Annotated in this window: 13 protein-coding genes; 10 read left to right on the top strand and 3 right to left on the bottom strand. The window is 65.4% G+C overall.

Annotation, left to right across the window (positions count from 1 at the left end):
* Positions 1–15: 15 nt before the first annotated feature.
* Genes AC239G_RS17300 through AC239G_RS17290 form a run of 3 tightly spaced genes read left to right on the top strand, consistent with a single transcriptional unit; the run spans position 16 to position 1,527 of the window.
* Positions 16–663 (top strand): RNA polymerase sigma factor, encoded by a 648-nt coding sequence (locus AC239G_RS17300; RefSeq protein WP_434592077.1) that lies wholly within the window; start codon positions 16–18, stop codon positions 661–663.
* Positions 660–1,133 carry an Asp23/Gls24 family envelope stress response protein gene (locus tag AC239G_RS17295; RefSeq protein WP_258041790.1) on the top strand — a complete coding sequence of 158 codons (474 nt, stop codon included), beginning with the start codon at positions 660–662 and terminating at the stop codon, positions 1,131–1,133. Before AC239G_RS17300 ends, AC239G_RS17295 begins: the two co-directional genes overlap by 4 nt.
* Positions 1,126–1,527, top strand: coding sequence for a hypothetical protein (locus tag AC239G_RS17290; RefSeq protein WP_139909273.1), 402 nt, complete (start codon positions 1,126–1,128; stop codon positions 1,525–1,527). Before AC239G_RS17295 ends, AC239G_RS17290 begins: the two co-directional genes overlap by 8 nt.
* Before the next feature lie 175 nt (positions 1,528–1,702).
* On the opposite strand, the gene AC239G_RS17285 is transcribed toward AC239G_RS17290, so the two are convergent.
* Complete coding sequence (locus tag AC239G_RS17285) at positions 1,703–1,975, bottom strand: GlsB/YeaQ/YmgE family stress response membrane protein (protein ID WP_101547170.1); 273 nt, start codon at positions 1,973–1,975, stop codon at positions 1,703–1,705.
* A 358-nt stretch (positions 1,976–2,333) separates the two neighbouring features.
* On the opposite strand from AC239G_RS17285, the gene pyrE reads away from it, so the two are divergent.
* From pyrE to AC239G_RS17265, 4 genes are all read left to right on the top strand, one after another.
* Positions 2,334–2,900 carry an orotate phosphoribosyltransferase gene (gene pyrE / locus AC239G_RS17280; protein ID WP_062862586.1) on the top strand — a complete coding sequence of 189 codons (567 nt, stop codon included), beginning with the start codon at positions 2,334–2,336 and terminating at the stop codon, positions 2,898–2,900.
* Between the two features lie 180 nt (positions 2,901–3,080).
* On the top strand, positions 3,081–3,956 hold the full coding sequence (locus AC239G_RS17275; RefSeq protein WP_139469061.1) for an ABC transporter ATP-binding protein: 876 nt from the start codon (positions 3,081–3,083) through the stop codon (positions 3,954–3,956).
* A complete protein-coding gene (locus AC239G_RS17270; protein ID WP_487489388.1) occupies positions 3,956–5,650 on the top strand; it encodes an ABC transporter permease in 1,695 nt (564 codons plus the stop codon). The genes AC239G_RS17275 and AC239G_RS17270 overlap by 1 nt, the downstream gene beginning before the upstream one ends.
* A complete protein-coding gene (locus AC239G_RS17265) occupies positions 5,647–6,276 on the top strand; it encodes a TrmH family RNA methyltransferase (RefSeq protein WP_172171925.1) in 630 nt (209 codons plus the stop codon). Before AC239G_RS17270 ends, AC239G_RS17265 begins: the two co-directional genes overlap by 4 nt.
* A 407-nt stretch (positions 6,277–6,683) precedes the next feature.
* On the opposite strand, the gene AC239G_RS17260 is transcribed toward AC239G_RS17265, so the two are convergent.
* Together AC239G_RS17260 and AC239G_RS17255 are read right to left on the bottom strand one after the other, a co-directional pair.
* A complete protein-coding gene (locus tag AC239G_RS17260) occupies positions 6,684–7,829 on the bottom strand; it encodes an acyl-CoA dehydrogenase family protein (protein WP_139469063.1) in 1,146 nt (381 codons plus the stop codon).
* Positions 7,830–7,867: 38 nt separating this feature from the next.
* The gene (locus tag AC239G_RS17255; RefSeq protein WP_139909269.1) at positions 7,868–9,061 is read right to left on the bottom strand and encodes an acyl-CoA dehydrogenase family protein; all 1,194 of its coding nucleotides are present in this window, start codon (positions 9,059–9,061) and stop codon (positions 7,868–7,870) included.
* A gap of 2,100 nt (positions 9,062–11,161) precedes the next feature.
* Here AC239G_RS17255 and AC239G_RS17250 point away from each other — a divergent pair.
* The 3 genes from AC239G_RS17250 to AC239G_RS17240 all read left to right on the top strand — a co-directional run bounded on the left by AC239G_RS17250 (position 11,162) and on the right by AC239G_RS17240 (position 17,440).
* The gene (locus AC239G_RS17250) at positions 11,162–11,911 is read left to right on the top strand and encodes a helix-turn-helix transcriptional regulator (RefSeq protein WP_427846182.1); all 750 of its coding nucleotides are present in this window, start codon (positions 11,162–11,164) and stop codon (positions 11,909–11,911) included.
* Complete coding sequence (locus tag AC239G_RS17245) at positions 11,896–14,469, top strand: LuxR C-terminal-related transcriptional regulator (protein WP_487489387.1); 2,574 nt, start codon at positions 11,896–11,898, stop codon at positions 14,467–14,469. Before AC239G_RS17250 ends, AC239G_RS17245 begins: the two co-directional genes overlap by 16 nt.
* 283 nt (positions 14,470–14,752) lie before the next feature.
* A complete protein-coding gene (locus tag AC239G_RS17240) occupies positions 14,753–17,440 on the top strand; it encodes a LuxR C-terminal-related transcriptional regulator (RefSeq protein ID WP_487489386.1) in 2,688 nt (895 codons plus the stop codon).
* Positions 17,441–17,455 lie beyond the last annotated feature (15 nt).

Genomic DNA, 17,455 nt, shown 5'->3' with positions numbered 1-17,455 from the left:
GAGAATCCTCACGCGGTGTTCGCAGAAATTTTTCGCCGAGGCGGAATTTTCGCCGAGGAGGCCGGCCGGTTCCGCGCCCCCGTGGCCTACGATGGTGATATGACAAGGGGAGATGATCGTTTCGACATCGTCACCCTGGTTGTGCGCGCTCGCGAGGGCGACATCGCCTCGTTCGAGGCCCTCGTCGACGAATACGAGCGGAAGCTGCTGCGTTTCGCCTGGCGTGCGCTCGGGGATCGACAGGATGCCGAGGACGTCGTTCAGGATACGCTCGTCAAGGCCTGGAGGTCGCTCGACGCCCTGGCCGAACCCGCGGCCTTCGGCACGTGGATCTACCGGATGGCCTCGAACCGCTGCACCGATGTGCTGCGCCGACGCACATCCCGGCCCTCCGACGCATCGGATCCGGAGGACCTTGGCCATCACGTCGACGGTGCCGCCTCGGTCGAACGGTCCGTCGAGGCACGCACGGCGCTTGAGCATTTCTCCGAGATTCTGCAGACTCTGTCCTCGGAGCAGCGTGTAACGTGGGTGCTCCACCAGATGGAAGGTCTCAGCTACGCCGAGGTCGCCGAGACCTTGGGAATCAGCGAAGGCAGTGTGCGCGGACGCATCCACCGCGCCCGAACCGCCATCGCCGAGGGCATGGAAGGATGGGTATGAGCGACGAGTCCGTCAACGCCACGGACGCTCACCTGCGCGGCATCATCGATGAGTACATGGGGGCCTTCGAACCGGACCCCGCCGAATCCGTCGGCCTGCGCGAACGCATCCTCCAGATCGTGCGCGAGGACGCGGCCCTGGCGCCGGCCACGAAGCTGACGACCGAGCGCGGCAACCCTTTCCGGATGGCGACGGCAGAGGTGCGCGGGATCATCCGCGAGGCCGTCGACTCCGTGCCCGGGATCCGCGCCCGCAGCGTGAATCTGACCCCCGCGGGCGAGCCGGAGGGCAGCGCCGTCGAAGTTTCGCTGACCGTGACGATGAGCGCGGGGACGGCCTTCGTCTCCGCCGCCGAGGATGTCCGCCGCAGCGTCGCCGGTGCCCTGATCGCGCAGGTGGGGATCCCCGCAATGCGAGTCGACGTCACCGTCGAGGACGTCTTCGTGGATGAGGAGGCCGCCGATGACTGAGAAGCCGAGGGTTGAGAAGGCGAGAGTTGAAAAGCCGAGGTTTGAAAGCGGGACCTCACGCGGATTCGACGAGGCGGCGGTCTCGGCCCGCCTGACCGAATCCGTCACCGGAGTCGACGGCGTCACCGGCCTGGCACCGGGGCTGCGCGACATGATCGCCAACGCGGCCGCTCGAGTGATGCGCCGAACCGGATCCGAACCGCTGCGCGTCGAGGTCTGGCGCACTGGCGAGGATCTCGGCGTCCGGATCGATGCGCATCTCGATGACAGTCGGCCCGTGACCGAGATCGTCGACGAGCTCTTCGCCGTCATCGCCGTCGACCTGCAGGCGGCGGTCGACGGGCCCATCGGGGAGATCGACATCGACGTGCACATCGTCAGCCGCAGCCGCTGAGGTCGTGCGGCGGGCGGCACCCAAGACGCGAACGGCACAGAAAAAGGTGGATAGCCCAGTTTCAAACTTGGGCTGTCCACCTTTTTCTGGGCTGTTGCCGACGCTGCCGTCTGCGGCTGTGTTTGGCCGCAACGGGGTGCCGCCGGGCAGTGGCTCTCTAGATGGCTGCAGTCGCTCAGTCGGCCTTGCTCTTCGAGCGTCCGGTGATGAGGCCCCAGATGATGAGCACGATCAGCGAGCCGCCGATCGCGCACAGCCAGGACGACAGTGAGAAGAACTTATCCATCTGGGCGCCGAAGATCATGCCGCCGAGCCAGCCGCCCAGCATGGCTCCGATGACGCCGAGGATGAGCGTGGCGAAGAAGCCGCCGCCCTGTTTGCCGGGCAAGATCGCCTTAGCGATGGCTCCGGCGATGAGTCCGAGGATGAGATATGCGATGAAACCCATGTTGCTCACGTCCCTTCTGAGACAGTTGACCGGCCGGGTTGCACGGTGCTGTTGCCACTGTACAACCGAAACGCAGGGTAAGTGCCAAGCCTTGTTGATCCTTTATGACATCTATACAGACGCAGAGCCAGCCGGAACCTCACGCCCGGAGTCAGCAGGGCCAGCCGGAACCTCACGCCCGGTGTCAGCAGGACCGGTCGGATCCCCACGCCCGGTGTCAGCAGGCCGCGGCAGAAGGGCGGCTGGGCTCTGAGGCGGGAGGCCTGCGTGAGGCCTTCTGGACACTGAAAGGGAGGGCGCCCGGTCACTGAGACGGGGCTGAACGGGCGTGGTCCGACCGCCCAGTAGACTGGAGTTCATGACCGACAGCGCTGACACTCGCCGACAACTGCTCGACCTCATCGACGAACTCGCCGTGGTGCGCGGCAGGGTGACCCTCTCCTCCGGCAAGGAGGCCGACTACTACCTCGATCTGCGTCGGGTCACCCTCGATCACCGTTCGGCACCGCTCGTCGGCGATGTCGTCCTTGATCTCCTCGAGGCTCATGATCTGCTCGACAAGGTCGATGCCGTCGGCGGACTGACGATGGGCGCCGACCCGGTCGGCACCGCCGTCATGCACCGGTCGGTGGTGCGCGGCACCCCGCTCGACTCCTTCGTCGTGCGCAAAGAGGCGAAGAAGCACGGAATGTCCCGTCGTGTCGAAGGCCCCGACGTCGCCGGCAAGCGCGTCGTCGCCGTCGAGGACACGTCGACCACGGGCGGTTCCGTGCTCACCGCCGTCGAAGCGCTCAAAGAAGCCGGCGCCGAGGTGGTCGCCGTGGCGGTGGTCATGGATCGCGACACCGGCGCCAAGGAACGGGTCGAAGCCACGGGAATTCCGTACCTGACCGCGCTGACGACCGCGGATCTCGGACTCGACTGAGGCCCGCCTCGGCGAAGTGGGGCGAAACGGTGCCCCCTCGGCGAACTCGACTCACCGATCACGACCTGGGACTCGACTGGCAATTCTGTCGAAATCGAGGACGTGGTTTGAAACAAGTCTCTTATTTCAACACGATAGATGAGACACTCCCCAAGAACTGTTTGATGTAAAGGATGACGCGTGCTCACACTGAAAGAGGTTTCCCTGCGCAAAGGGAAGCGGACATATCTGGACGAGGTGAGTTTCACCGCCGAGGCGGGCCGGATCACCGCAATCGTGGGAACCCGCTCGGCGGGCCGCACCGAATTGGTGCGCATCATCATGGGCCTCATCGCCGCTGATGAGGGCACCATCGAACTCGAGGACTTCGAACTCGACTTCGGCGACCGGCAGAACTTCGGCTATCTGCCCGCCGAGCGCGGCGGATACCCGAACATGCGCGTGCTCGACCAGATCGTCTACCTCGCCCGCCTGCACGGGATCACCCTGGGTGCGGCCGAACGGAATGCGCTGACCCTGCTCGGCCATCTCGAGCTCGCCGACCGCGGCTACGCACCGCTGAAGAACCTCTCCGGCGCCGAGATCGCCCGCGTCGACATCGCCGCGACCCTGGCCGCGGACCCGGACGTCGTCGTCATCGACGATGCCTTCGCCGGCCTCGACGCCGCCTCGCTGCGCCTGGTCACGTCCCTGCTGCGGGCCCATGCATCCTCGGGAGTGCCTGTCATCCTGGCCACCGACGACTGGGAGGCCGCACAGGAGTTCGCCGATGATGTCATCGTTCTGAACCAGGGCAAGGTGACCGCCTCGGGCAGCGTCGAGAAGCTGCTCGGTGACCAGCACTATCGCGTCGAGACGACGGACACCGAGGCGGCCGCCTCGGCACTGAAATCCCGAACGGGAATCAGCGATGTGAAGACCGTCGGACGCGAGGGCGTGAGCTTCCGCGCGAATGATGCGAAGTCAGCCGCCGCTGCCGTGGCCGAGCTGAAGAATGTGAAGAACTTCGAAAGTGTCCGCCCGACACTGGCCGAGCAGTACAAGGAGGCTCTGTAATGGCGCGCAAAGACAATGGTGCGAATGACGAGTCCCCGGAACCGCTCGTGTCCAAGGGCACGGCCGGCGAAGGCATCGACGACCTCGGTGTGCCCGTCGATGACGATGTGATCGAAGACGAGACCACCGCCGAGGAGGCCGACTCGGTCGACGAGGCGACCGACGCCGGTGCGACCACTGGATCGGCCGCCTCGGCGAAGAAGGGCACCGAGGCGAAGGACCCAGCCGCGAAGGCCTCCGACGCGAAGGAAGCGGACGAGTCCGGCGCCACCGCCGGCCTCGACGACGTTCCCTTCGAACTCGCCGAGGACACCCCAGACCCCGACGAACTGCCGGAGACCGGACTGGTCTCGGAATTCGTCGACGTCGGCAACCGCCAGGCCGCGTGGCTCGTGTCGAACCGTGAGTCCACCACGGCCATGCGCAGCCCCTACTTCCTGGTCACGGCCGCCGTGATCATCCTCGGCGTGTTGGCCGCCATCATCTCCGGAATCGTCGCTGACGTGCAGAAGGACTCGGGCACCCCGACCATGGCGATGGTCGGAGTCGGCGAGCAGGCGGCGATGTATGAGCAGCAGCTGGGTGTGAAGATCACCGACGCCAAGGACGCCCCCGCCGCCGAGAAGCTCGTGCGTGAGGGCAAGGTCGACGCCGCATTCATCCAGGACCCGAGCGGTCAGGGGCAGCCGACGATCATCGCCCTCGACAAGCAGCCCGATGCCCTGCTCGAGAAGCTCGCACCGAAGACCGAGGCGACGCTGCTCGAGACCCCGGCCGTCGACGGTGCCGTGGCCACCCCGCTGCTGTGGGGCATGGTCGCGCTGTCGCTGCTCGTCGTCGCCACACTGGGCACTGCGCTGTACCAGAACCTGCGCCTGGAGAAGCGAAACCGGATCACCGAGATCATCGCAGCCACGATTCCGCCGCGTGCCTCGGCCTCGGGGCGAGTGACGGGCATGCTGACCCTCGTCGTCGTCCACCTCGTTGCGGCCGCCGTCATCACCGAGCTCGGACTCTCGCTGTCGGGCAAGACGTCCCTGGCATTCGCCATGCTGCCGGGCCTGGGCTGGTTCGCGCTGGCCCTGCTGCTCACCGCCTGGTCGGTGTTCGCGCTGCTCGTCTGGGCGTCGACCGTCGTCGGCTCCAAGGCGCGTGCCACCTTCCTCACGATCATCGGCGTCATCACCGTGGCGGGCATCTTCGCTCCGGTCATCATCGGACCCTCGGGCACCGTCGCGAAGGTGCTGTCGTGGACGCCGTTCACCTCGCCGCTGGGCATCGCCGGTCGTTCCTTCGCCGGTCAGGCCGAGTGGTGGGAAGGTCTCGTCGCCGCCGGCATCGCGCTGGTCCTCGCCGTCATCCTCCATGCTCTGGCCTCGGGTGCGTACGTGCGCTCGGTGCTGTCCGGTGGCGGACGCGGCGGCAGGACCGTGAAGATGAGCAAGCGCGCGCAGAAGGTCGGTGCCGCCACCTCGGCGAAGGGCGCCGCGAAGTCGGACTCGAGCGCTGACGACGCGGATGATGCCGATTCGGACGACGTGGACGCGGACACGGACGACGTGGACGCGGACAAGGACGCGAAGGCGGCGGACGCCTCGGCGAAGGAATCCGGCACGAAGAAGTCGGACGTGAAGTCCGGCGGAGAAGACGAAGAGGACGCGAAGTCGGCGGATGATTCCCGCGACGACAAGTGACCGAAAGCGCTGAACCGCAGGTGGGGGTCGGTCCGTGGATCGGCCCCTGGCCTGTGGGTGAGCACTTCGATCCGGAGCTGCTGGCTGAGGGTGATCGGCGCAATGTGGTCGATCAGTATCGGTACTGGAAGCACGATGCGATCGTGGCCGACCTCGATGCCTCGCGGCACGATTTCCACGTCGGAGTCGAGAACTGGCAGCACGACCTCAACATCGGTTCGGTCGTGCGCACCGCCAACGCCTTCAACGCCGCAGCCGTGCACATCGTCGGCAAACGCCGCTGGAACCGGCGTGGAGCGATGGTCACCGACAAGTACCAGCACGTCATCCACCATCCGAGCGTGGACGACCTGCTCAGCTGGTGCGCCGAGAACGACGTGCCCCTGCTGGGCATCGACAACTTCCCGGATTCCGTGCCGCTGGAGACCTACGACCTGCCCAAGCGCTGCCTGCTGCTGTTCGGTCAGGAAGGACCGGGACTGAGCGAGGAAGCGCACCAGGCGAGCCGCGACGTGCTCTCGATCGCGCAGTACGGTTCGACACGGTCGATGAACGCCGCAGCAGCCGCCGCGATCACCATGCATTCGTGGATCCGCCGGCACGTGTACGACCAGCCCGTGAGCTGAGTTCGCTGCCGGCAGCGCAGGCCTCGCAGCGGAGGACTTGGTCTCCCTGAGGAAATCCCGTCCTCCTCGTCCACAAGGCCGTGGTCCCGCCGAGGAGGCCCTGTCCTCCTTGCGCAGGTGCGGTTGACGGCATTGTTTGGTCGATCCACGGGGTTATTCGCGCTCAGATCACAGTGGATCGCCCCAACAATCCAACTCTGTTGGAGTGCGGTGGACCGAGTCGCCGCCACGGAGGTTGCCGACCGGCATACAGAGACGAAGAAGCGCCGAGGCGGCACGACCAACGTCGTGTCGCCTCGGCGCTTCCGTGCTGCCGGGATCCGGCCGCCTCGGTGGGCATTGATAGGCCCCGACGACGCAGCGCCGCACGCTCGGGGTCGAACGTGCGGCGCTGAAGTGCCGGTGCCTCAGCTGAGGTCGGCGGCGTGGGGTTCGATGAGTCCGCCGAGTTCGGCGAGCTCTGCGGTCAGCGAATCCGAGTCGTCGAACGTGCGGGTCATGACCGTCAGGCGCTTGGCGTAGTGACCGATAGGGTACTCCATGGTCATGCCGATGCCGCCGTGCATCTGGATCGACTCCTGGCTGATGTTGCGAGCAGCCCGGTCGACGATGATCTTCGCGGCGATGACGTCGCGGTGACGGTCCTTCTCAGCCCCGGGGACCTCGGAGGTCACGGCCAGGCGAGAGTACAGAGCCATGCTGCGCGCGTACTCGAGTTCGGCGTAGAGGTCGGCGGCGCGGTGCTGCAGAGCCTGGTTCGCACCGATCGGTGCACCGAACTGCTCGCGGGTCTTCAGGTACTCGGCAGTCATCGTCAGCGAGGCTTCGAGCGCACCGACGGCCTCAGCCATGATTGCGGCGTTGCCCAGGTCGAGGACTTCGGACAGCACGGCGTTGGCATCGGCGGCGTCGAGGCGCTGGGCGGCGACACCCTCGAGCTTGAGGTTCGCGCTGCCCAGACCATCGGCCTGGCGCTGAGCCACACGGCTCAGACCTTCGGCATCGGCGGCGACGAGGTAGAGACCCAGTTCGCCGTTCTGCGTGGCGGTGACGACGAAGTGGTCGGCCACGTCCCCGCCGAGCACGTTGTTCTTCTCACCGGTGAGGGTGAAGCTGCCGTCTGCACCGGAGACCTGAGTCTGCGGAGCGTCGATCGCGTAGCGCAGTCCGGGCTCGAGTGCTGCGAGAGCGAGGAAGGTCTGGCCCTCTGCCACACCGGGCAGGATGGCCTGTTTCTGCTCCTCGCTGCCGCCGAGTAGAACGGCATTGGCACCGAGGACTGCGGTAGCCAGAAACGGTTCGAGGACGAGTGAGCGACCGAACGCCTCGGCGACCACGGCCACCTCGTTGAAGGTCATGTCCGCGCCGCCGTAGGACTCGGGAATCGCAAGTCCGAGCAGACCCATCTCGGCGAAGGCCTGCCACTTCTCGCGGGAGATGCCCTCGTCGCTGCGAAGGATCTCTTCGCGCTTGGCGATGTCGTACTCGCTGCGCAGGTACTTGTTCAGTGTGCTGGCGAGTTCTTGCTGAATGTCGTTGAGTTCAAGATCCATTGTTGTCCTTCTTGGGAGATCGAGTGAGCGTCGGTATCTCAGAGACCGAGCAGTGCCTTCGAGATGATTCCGCGCTGCACCTCGGACGAGCCGCCGTAGATGGTGACCTTGCGGGTGTTGAAGTAGCCGGGCAGAGCATCGACAGCGCCGTTGGGCAGGTCGGACAGACCCTGGCCCTGCACGCGGTCGGAGACGAAGTCGAGACCCTGCGGACCGAGTACGTCGACGAGGAGTTCGGAGATGTCCTCCTGCAGCTGGGAGCCCTTGAGCTTGAGCACCGAGGAGCGTGGATCCGGCTTGTCGGACCCGGCGGCCTGGGTCGAGAGGATCCGCAGCTGGGTCATCTCGAGCGCGGTGAGTTCGGCTTCGATCTTCGTCAGACGAGCGGAGAACAGGGGGTCATCCAACAGAGTGCCGCGAGCGGTCTTCGTCACCGCGGCGTAGGCCTTGGCACGGGCGAGGTTGACCTTCGAACCGCCGATGCGGGCGATTCCGGTGCGCTCGTTGCCGAGCAGGAACTTCGCGTAGGTCCAGCCCTTGTTCTCTTCGCCGACGAGGTTTTCGACGGGGACCTCGACATTGTCGAAGAAGACTTCGTTGACCTCGTGTCCGCCGTCGATGAGCTGGATCGGACGGACGGTGACGCCGGGGGTCTTCATGTCGATGAGCAGGAAGGAGATGCCTGCCTGCTTCTTCACGTCAGGGTCGGTGCGCACGAGGTTGAAGATCCAGTCGCCGTACTGGCCCAGGGTCGTCCAGGTCTTCTGGCCGTTGACGATGTACTTGTCGCCCTGGCGCACCGCGGTGGTCTTGAGCGAGGCGAGGTCCGAGCCGGCGTTGGGTTCGGAGAATCCCTGCGACCACCAGATGTCGATGTTCGCGGTGGCGGGCAGGAAACGTTCCTTGATCTCCTGCGAGCCGAAGGTGGCGATGACGGGTCCGACCATGGACACGTTGAACGGCAGCGGCTGCGGAACGCAGGCCAGCTGCATCTCTTCGAGCCAGATGTGACGCTGCACGGGGGTCCAGTCCTGGCCGCCCCATTCGACCGGCCAGTTCGGCACGGCGTAGCCGTGCTGGTTGAGGATCCGCTGCGAGGTGACCATGTCTTCCTTGCTCAGCTCCTGGCCGGTGGCGACCTTGAAGCGGAGTTCCTCGGGGATCTCCGTGCGGTAGAACTGACGCATCTGCTGCGCGAACTCGCGCTCTTCTGCATTCAGTAGGGTGTCCATGCGAACTCCTTATAGATCGTTCAGTAACTTTCCTCCAATGGTACGGTTCGGTGTTCGGGCTCACAAGTGGGAGACGACGAAGACCCTCGCCGAGGCGGCCCTCCGGTGGGATCGGATGTTGATGTCACAATCGCCTAACTTTATTTCAGAGATGTATTACTACACCTATCCCAAGTGGTAATACTGATCCAGGAATTCCAATGGTGATTCCGAGACGTGAGCTTCTCCGGATTGAACCCCGCGCCGCTGGGCTCCGCATTCCCCGCTGTAGAAGATCCCCAGGGGTACGGAAAGCTGAGTGACGTGTCAGGCAGGACCACGCATATCCCCCCGGTCGCACCGTCGCGTCGGCTCTTCGGCTATGAGTCCGAGCTCTCGACGGTCGTCGGCGCGATCTCCGGGCAGGGGCATCTGGGCGCTCTCATCATCGGCGCGGCGGGCATCGGGAAGACCGCGCTGGTGAATGCTGCGCTCTCTCGTCTCGACCCCGATCTTGCGGTCACCCGCCTGCGCGGCTCGGAGAACGCGCGGGTCCGGAACCTCGGAATCTTCGAAATCCTGCTGTCGTGGGAGGGCATCGACACTGACCTTCCGCCCGGGCGTGCGCTGTCGGTGATCGGTGATCTGTTCGAGCGCAGAGCCGAAGGCGGTCGCTCTCTGGTCGTCGTCGATAATGCCGATCTCGTCGACGATCATTCCCTCGCAGTGTTGGCTCAGCTGACGGATGCACGCAGGATCAAACTCGTCATCGCCGCCGAATCGGCGCGTTCGCCGGTCGATCTCATCGCCGGGCTGTGGCTGTCGGGAAGCATTGTCAGGATCGATCTGGACGGTATCGACGAGGCGGATGCGGCTGCGATGATCAACAGCATCGGACTCTCGGAGACCGAGACGAGATCGGTCTCGGAGCTGACTGCACTCGCCCACGGCAATCCGCGGCTGCTCGAGAGGCTGCTGTTCGGGCGGAGCCGGACCAGCGGGGTCGAAACCGCGATCGCCCGGGTCGATCAGTCCAGCCGCGAGGTCATCGAAACCGTCGCTCTCATCGAAGCGGTGCCCTATGACGTGCTCGTCGGGTTCACCAGTCCACAGACGATCGACTCTTTGGCGGAGGACGGTCTGCTCTCGATTTCGAAGGGTCGAGGGGGAACGGTGAGCATGCACGAACCCGTCACGGCTGAGAACGTCCGAGCCATGGTCCCTCCCTCTCGCAGCCTCGAACTGCTCACCCGGTTCGATGCCGGAACGGACCTTTCGGCACTTCACGGCAGGACGCTCTTCGGCTACGCCGCGTGGTCGATCTCCTTGGGCCGGGTGCCGACTCCCAAGCAGGTTCTGGATGCCGCCGGTTGGGCAAACGCGCGGGGCAGATACCGCGAAGCCGCAGAGATCATCCGCACCAGCGGCTATCGCGGTCCCGAACTCGACCTCGAGCACGCCCGCAGCGAATGGGGAGCCGGCCGTCTCAGGCAGGCCCGGGAGATCGTCGACCCGCTTGTCTCCGAGGCGTGTCTGAATCCGGACACCTCAGCACAGGAGTATCTGTCCCGTCTCGCCTCGATGGAACTGAGGCTGATGGACCCAAGGAAGCCCGAGGAACTGCGGCTGGACTGGGTCCGGGACACGCTTTCGCTGCCGATCGACGTTGGTCGGCTCGATGCGACGCGCGCCAGGTTCGACCTCAAAGGAGGTCGTATCGCCGCTGCCTGTGCCTTGGCCGAGAGCGTCTATCTCAACCATGCGAGCTCGGTGCGCCACCGTCTGCGCGCATGTGCGTTCCTCGGCGTGGCAGAAGTGATGTCCGGGCGGATCGAACTGGGACTGAGCTATATCGCGCAGGCCCGGCTGATGTTCGGACTTCCCGGGCCCGAATCGTTCGAACGGGAAGATGCCATCCCGCAGTTCTTCGTGGCGAATTTCATCGCCGGCAACTGGGCCGAGGCGCGGACGGCAATGGATGAACTGACCTCCAGTCGGCGGCTGACCAGGCTGACGAACGCGCTCATCGACCTGCGCACCGGAAACGCGGCGAAGGCCCACTGCATCCTCGGCGAACTCAATCTCGGTGCCGACCCCTGCGACATCGTCGATATCGCTGGAATGGCCAGGTCGGCACTGTCTCTCTCCGCTGTGCTGACAGACCAGCGGACGGAGGTCGTCTCGATCGCTGTCGACGAGGAGGCCGATGCCAGTCGGCATTCGTGGTGGGCTTCATTCGAAGCCAGACTCTTCGACCTGCAGGCACTGGCGCAGACGTCGCCGGGGCCGGCAGCCCCGCAACTCTATGAGCTCGGGGCCTGGGCAGAAGAACACGGTGCGCACACCCTTGCCTGCCTGGCCTGGCTCGAGGCCGGTCGACTCGGGCATGAACAGGCCATCGGCGGATTGTCCGCGTCGTCCGGCAGGGTCGACGGCTCCCTCGGTCGCCTGCTGCGCGCCGTGGCACATGCCTTCAGCACTGACGATCTGCAGGCGCTCATCACCGCGGCCCGTGAGGCGCTGATCTTCGGCGCGGTCGTGCTCTGCGCCCAGCTGTCCGGCGAGGCCCGAAAACGCGCCGTTGCCTCAGGCAATGCTGCCGCCACCAAGGAAGCCCGGATCCTGCTGGGCCGGAGCCGGCGCGTGCTCGACTTCGATGCCGACGGCAAACGGTTCCACGCGAATCTGGGCGAGCTCGAGCACTCGATCATCACGGGCATCGTCGAGGGTCGAACGAGCGCAGAGATCGGAGAAGAGCTGCACCTTTCGGCCCGAACCGTCGAATGGCACCTCGGACGTCTCTACCGCCGAGTGCATGTGGCCAATCGGCAGGAGCTGCGAGAGGTGGTGACGGAATGGCTGAAGAGCTGACCACATCATCGGGCGAGAGCATCCAGGACGGCACGACGATCTTCGGGCGCAAGGGCGAACTCGAACTGATTCGTCAGTCGCCGCGCTGCTCGGAATGCTCCGGCATCCTCATCGAAGGCGAGATCGGCGTCGGCAAGACCCTTCTGGCGAGAACGGCCTTCGAGGACGGGAGCGACGGAATCTGGATCCGCGGGGACCGCGTGCACCAGAACACCGAGTTCGGCGTCTTCGGTCTGCTCGTCGACCTCGACGGCGACCCGTCCACGCTGCTGGGGCGAATCGTGTCCCGGCTCACCTCGACTCGAACCTCGCAGGCGGTCTTTGTCGACGATGCCCACCTGCTCGATTCCCGTTCGCAGGAGGTCCTGACCGACTTGGCCAGCGCCGGCTCGATCAGGCTCGTCGCGATGTCGCGGTCCAACCCCGAGAGTGGGGTCATGCCGTTCTCGACTCTGGTCGAAGACCGTGTGCTCCAGCATCTCGTCCTCGGTCCTCTGCCGCGTGAGGACTATCGGTCGATGATCGAACACCGCCTCGGTCACATCGTGTCCCAAGCAGTGGTCGACATCGTCGACTTCCATTCGAAACGCAATCCGGGAAAGCTCATCGAACTCCTCGAATACACCGCACGACGGTCGCGCTTCCTCCTGCGCCGAGGAGTGTGGATCCTCGACGGACACGACACCGACTATGATGCGCGTGCCCGCGACTACGCACGGATCGGTCTTGCCGACCACTCGCCCCAGGAGACGGAGGCCCTCGAGTTGGTCGTCCTCGCGGGGGAGGTGGAGCTGGCGACACTGCTCGAGGCGGGGCTCGGGGAAGCCGCGGATGCCCTCGTGGCCGCCGGTGAACTGAAGATCGACGCGCAGAGACCCCATGTCTATGAGGCAGTGGAGAACCACACCTCGGACACGATCAGGTACACGACCCCGACCGGTCGGAGTCGAGAGTGGTTCGACTTCATCGACTCCAGCGGAGATGCACCTGCGGAGTGGTCGCAGGTGGTCAGGGCCGAGTGGGGACTGATCTGCGGAGCGGAAGTCGGCGAGTCGAGGACCATCGACGCCGCACTCATCGCCGCTCGCCTCGGAGACTGGCATCGGGCCATGCGGCTGATCGCGGAGATCCCGACGGAGAAGTTGAGCCCACACGAGCTGCTCTCGGTCGCTCTGCTCTATTGCGGCTGCAATAAGATTCCCCTCGGACTCGACATCTTGGCCCATGCGGTTCGCACCGCATGCTGTGCTCCGCTGGTCGTCGATGCGCTCGTGGTCTGGATGAACCGCTCTTCCGCCTCCATGTCTCCGGCCCTGCGGCTTGCGGACTTCCGCACCGCTCTCAATCGGCTGCACGAGGAAGGTGACGGACACCCCGGAGGGGGAGTGGACGCAGCGTTCGGACTCGAATTCCTCGACCGTGTCGCCGCCGTCGTGGCCGAAGAACGACCGATCACCGTGGACGTCTTCGACGGACTCACACCCGAGGGCGGGGCAACGGGCAACTTCCATCTGCTCGACACGATGCTGCACGCGACCGACATGCTCGACTCGGGACGCACCTTGGAAGCGCTCGCGCTCCTCGAATCCGCTCAAGCCGATTTCAGCAACGAAAGCACAGGGGCACTTCACCTGACCATGCTGCAGGGGCGCACACTTCTGCAGCTGGGACGAACCGCTGAGGCGAGAGAGCTGATGACGACACTGGCGACGCATGACATCGCGTACCTGTCAGCTCGGTCCGGGCCGATCGACCTGCTGTGGGCGCAGACTCACCTGCTCGAGGGCAATCTGCCGGGGGCGATGAAGGCGCTTCGCGCCGCGATCGAATCGCTCACCTATTGGAACTTGGGCACGCAGCTGGCCATCGCGTTGGCGGAGGCCGAATATGCGGTCTCTCGTGTCGGAACCGCTGCTGACGCCGACGAGCTGCACGCCCGCTTCGACGAGCTGCCCGTCACAGCCCTCTACCACGAATATCGTCGAGCCCTCGTACTGCGAACCACCGCGCGGGCGATACGCACCGGTGAGACCCGGTACGAGCACGAGCTGCGCCGGATGATGGACGAAGCCGAAGCCGATGGGGCAGCCGCGATCGTCGTACTCATCCGCCTGCACCTCTTCCTGCACTTCGACGAGATCGCACCTGAGGCGATGTGTGAAGCGGCCGCGCACGGAACCGGGCGTGAGTTCGACATCGTCAGCCGCCTCGGCGCTGCACTGCGTGATCATGATCGTGCAGCCTTGACGTCTCTTGCGGAGGAATACGGAGCGTCTATGCCTGACCTGGCGGGTAAGTGCATCGCTCTGGCCGCGCGATTCGGAGCTGGTCAGAGCAACGGACCGGGCAGGCAGAACATAGGACTGACCGCCCGGGAGAAGCAGATCAGCGCGCTCATCGTCGCGGGCCGATCGAATGCGGAGATCGCGCTGGAACTGGGAGTGCGGGTGCGAACGGTCGAGGGCCACACATACCGGCTGTTCCGCAAGCTCGGCATCGAGCGCAGGGACCAGGTCGCCGAGGCGATGCGGGATGCCGAAGGCCGACTGCGCGCCTGAGCGTGAGCCGAGTATCACCGACTGCGGGATTTCGGGCTCGGGTGAGTACTCACTGCGGTGCTCCGGTGGTGACCTGGTGGTGACTGAGTAGTGACCCGAAGGCGACTCCAGTATCGACCACCTGGTCCGAGACGGCTGCTGGCGAGCAGTATCTGAGTATGGACATCACGCCTCAGTCTCCTCATCGAACCGACCCCCGCGCCGTGCGAACGGCGGCGCCCGTCTCCGGGCCGGAAATCCTTCTCCGAACGAGTTCCCCGGACTCGACGACGGGAGGCGGATCATGCGTCAGGTGATTCGCCGCAAGGAAGTCGGCGAGCTCCGCTCCCTCCTCTCGCGGCACCGTGCCGCAGCCCTCACCGGCGGCTTCGGGTCCGGGCGGCGATCGATCCTGTCGGCACTCGAGTCGGAGTGGGACGGAACGGTGATCAGGGTCGCATCGAGTCCGCTCGATGAGGACACGCCCTGGTCAGGGATAGGCGGTCTGCTCGCCGCAGTCAGCGCATCCGTGAACGGCCCCTCCGATCCGGCGGAGCTCGCCGATGATGAGATCGTGCCGAACATGATGACGGCTCTCCGATCGATTCCAGGAGACGAGGACACGCTCATCCTCGTGCCCAATGCCGACGAGATGGACATGGACTCGCAGCGGGTGCTCGGTCAGGCGCTGCGCCGGTTGAAGTCAGGACGTCTGCACATCGTCATCACGGTTCGGTCGATCGACGATGACGGTCCGTTCGCCTCGGTGCCGGAGATCGAACTTGCGGATCTCAGCATCGCCGAGCTCATCGAACTCGCCCGGGACCTCGCCTTGGCCCGCTTCGGACACACGCGGATCGCCGAGGAGGCAGCCCAGGTCGCCGCCCACGCAGCCTCGGGTCGTCCCTTGGCCGTCAGCCACATCCTCGAGGAGATGGCGCCCAGTGAGATGCGCGGGGAGATCGCGCTGTCGATCCCGGTGCGAGTGGGACCGGCCAGCCGTCCGATGATCGCCGACTATGTCGAGGGGCTGACGCCCAATGCCGAAGCGCTGCTCAGATGCCTGTCGCTGTCCCCACTGACTCCGCTGCGGCCTCTGGCCAGGAGGCTGCCCGGATTCTGGGAAGCCGTCGACGAACTCGAATCGCGCGGGACGATCGAACGTCGGGGAGCCTTTCTGCGGATACCCCACGGATTCGTCCGTGCCATGGTGCAGCAGTCGATGGGGGCGAGCGAGCGCCGCCGAACCCACCTCATCCTGGCCGAAGACTGCGCAGACACGTGGCCGCAGGTCGAAGCCTGGCACGTTTCGTTCATCGACCCGGGTGAGGAGACCGCCCAGCAGCTGGCGGCACACGCTCTCGGACTGGTGCGACGCGGACTCACTGCCGGAGGGGCCGAATTCGCCGAACGGGCCATCCGGGTCTGCAACGATCTCGAGGAGCTGCGCGGTCAGCTGGTCGAGATCGCCGAGACGCTGTCCGACCACGGGCAGTTCGCCTTCTCCCGCCGCTATGTGAAGATCGCCTCTCGTTCGAACCGGGCTGCAGTCGTGATCCGCGCTCGGACTCTCGAAGTCCGCAACGTCTTCCTCGAGACGCAGACGCTGCCGTCCTCACTGTTCACGTCGTGGAGCAGATACGAATCGGAGCAGGCACCCGCCGAAGTGGCGCGCCTGCAGCTGACGCTGGCGCTCTGCCACTGTGAACGAGGCGAATTCGCCCGAGCCCAGGAACTTCTGGCACTTGCCGAAGCCGCCGATGAGCAGTTTCGCGACAGCGAGGCACAGCTTGTCCAGGCCGTGCGCATCCTGCTTGACAGCAACTGCGGAAAGGACGGGGCGGCGCTCGCCGGTTTCGCGAGCCTGCAGGAACACCAGGAGGCGATCAGGCCGAGCTTCGGACTCGCCGTCGCCCAGGGACTGGTGCTCACCGAGCATTATGAAGCCGCCTCGGCTGTGCTCGACCACATCGGTGAGACCTGTGCCGCGACCAGGGTCTGGAAGCGGCAGGTGGACTGTGTCCGCGCTGATCTGGAAATGCGCCTCGGCCGAGTCAGCCAGGCCGTCGACGTCATCGACAGGCTCATCGCGGAATCTGAGGCCGACAAGCGCAGAGGACTCGTCGTCGTCCGGCAGGATCGGATCCTGCTGCTGCACGCCTGGAAGATGCTGCTGACCGGACGCGCCGGTGAAGCGGGGCTCGTCGAGGAACAGGCCGCGGTCCGGGCTTCGGCGACGAACAACCACCGTCTGCTGGCCGAGCTGAATGCGCTCCAGGGCAGATACCTCCTGCGCGCCGACTGCGCGGCCGAAGCGATCGGACACCTTCGGCGCTGCGAACAGCTGTCCGCGGACGAGACCAACCCGAACGTGCGTCGTTTCGAGGGCGACCTCATTGAAGCCTTGGTGGGTATCGGCAGAAGAGAGCATGCGACTCTTCTGCTTCAGAAGCTGCGTGACCGCGCGAAGGCATGCCCTTCTCGGTGGACCGATCTGTCCGTCAGTCGGAGCGAAGCGCTTCTGGCCGCCGGGGAGACTGCCACCGACCTGTTCGGGCGAGTGCTGCGGCAGTCCAGCACCTCAGAGTTCGTCTTCGAGAAGGCGGTCACTCATGCGGCGTTCGCCTCTCGCCTGACCGACAACGGTTCGAACCTGAGAGCACGCGAACAGAGACTTGCCGCTGCGGCGCTGTTTCGCGAAGTCGGGGCCGGCCGTCTCGCCGACCATCTCCGCACCGGGCAGATCGTCGAAGAGCCGAAGGCGCCGACGATGCCTGAGCTGCCGCGCCTCGGCGAACTCAGCGACGAGGAGCTCAAGGTCGTCGAACTGGTCCGTGCGGGACTGAAGAACCGGGAGATCTCCGAACGGATCTTCGTCTCCCTGCGCACCGTCGAACTCCGCCTCACCGCTGTCTACCGCAAGCTCGATGTCGGATCACGCACAGAGCTCGTATCCAGGCTCGCGGGCAACCCGCGTCTCGCCGCGGTCTGAGCCGCCATCCTTGGT

The organism is Brevibacterium sp. Lmc1 (assembly GCF_057654315.1).
The sequence above is the reverse complement of the archived record's forward strand: the minus strand, read 5'-3'. Positions and strand labels throughout refer to the sequence as shown.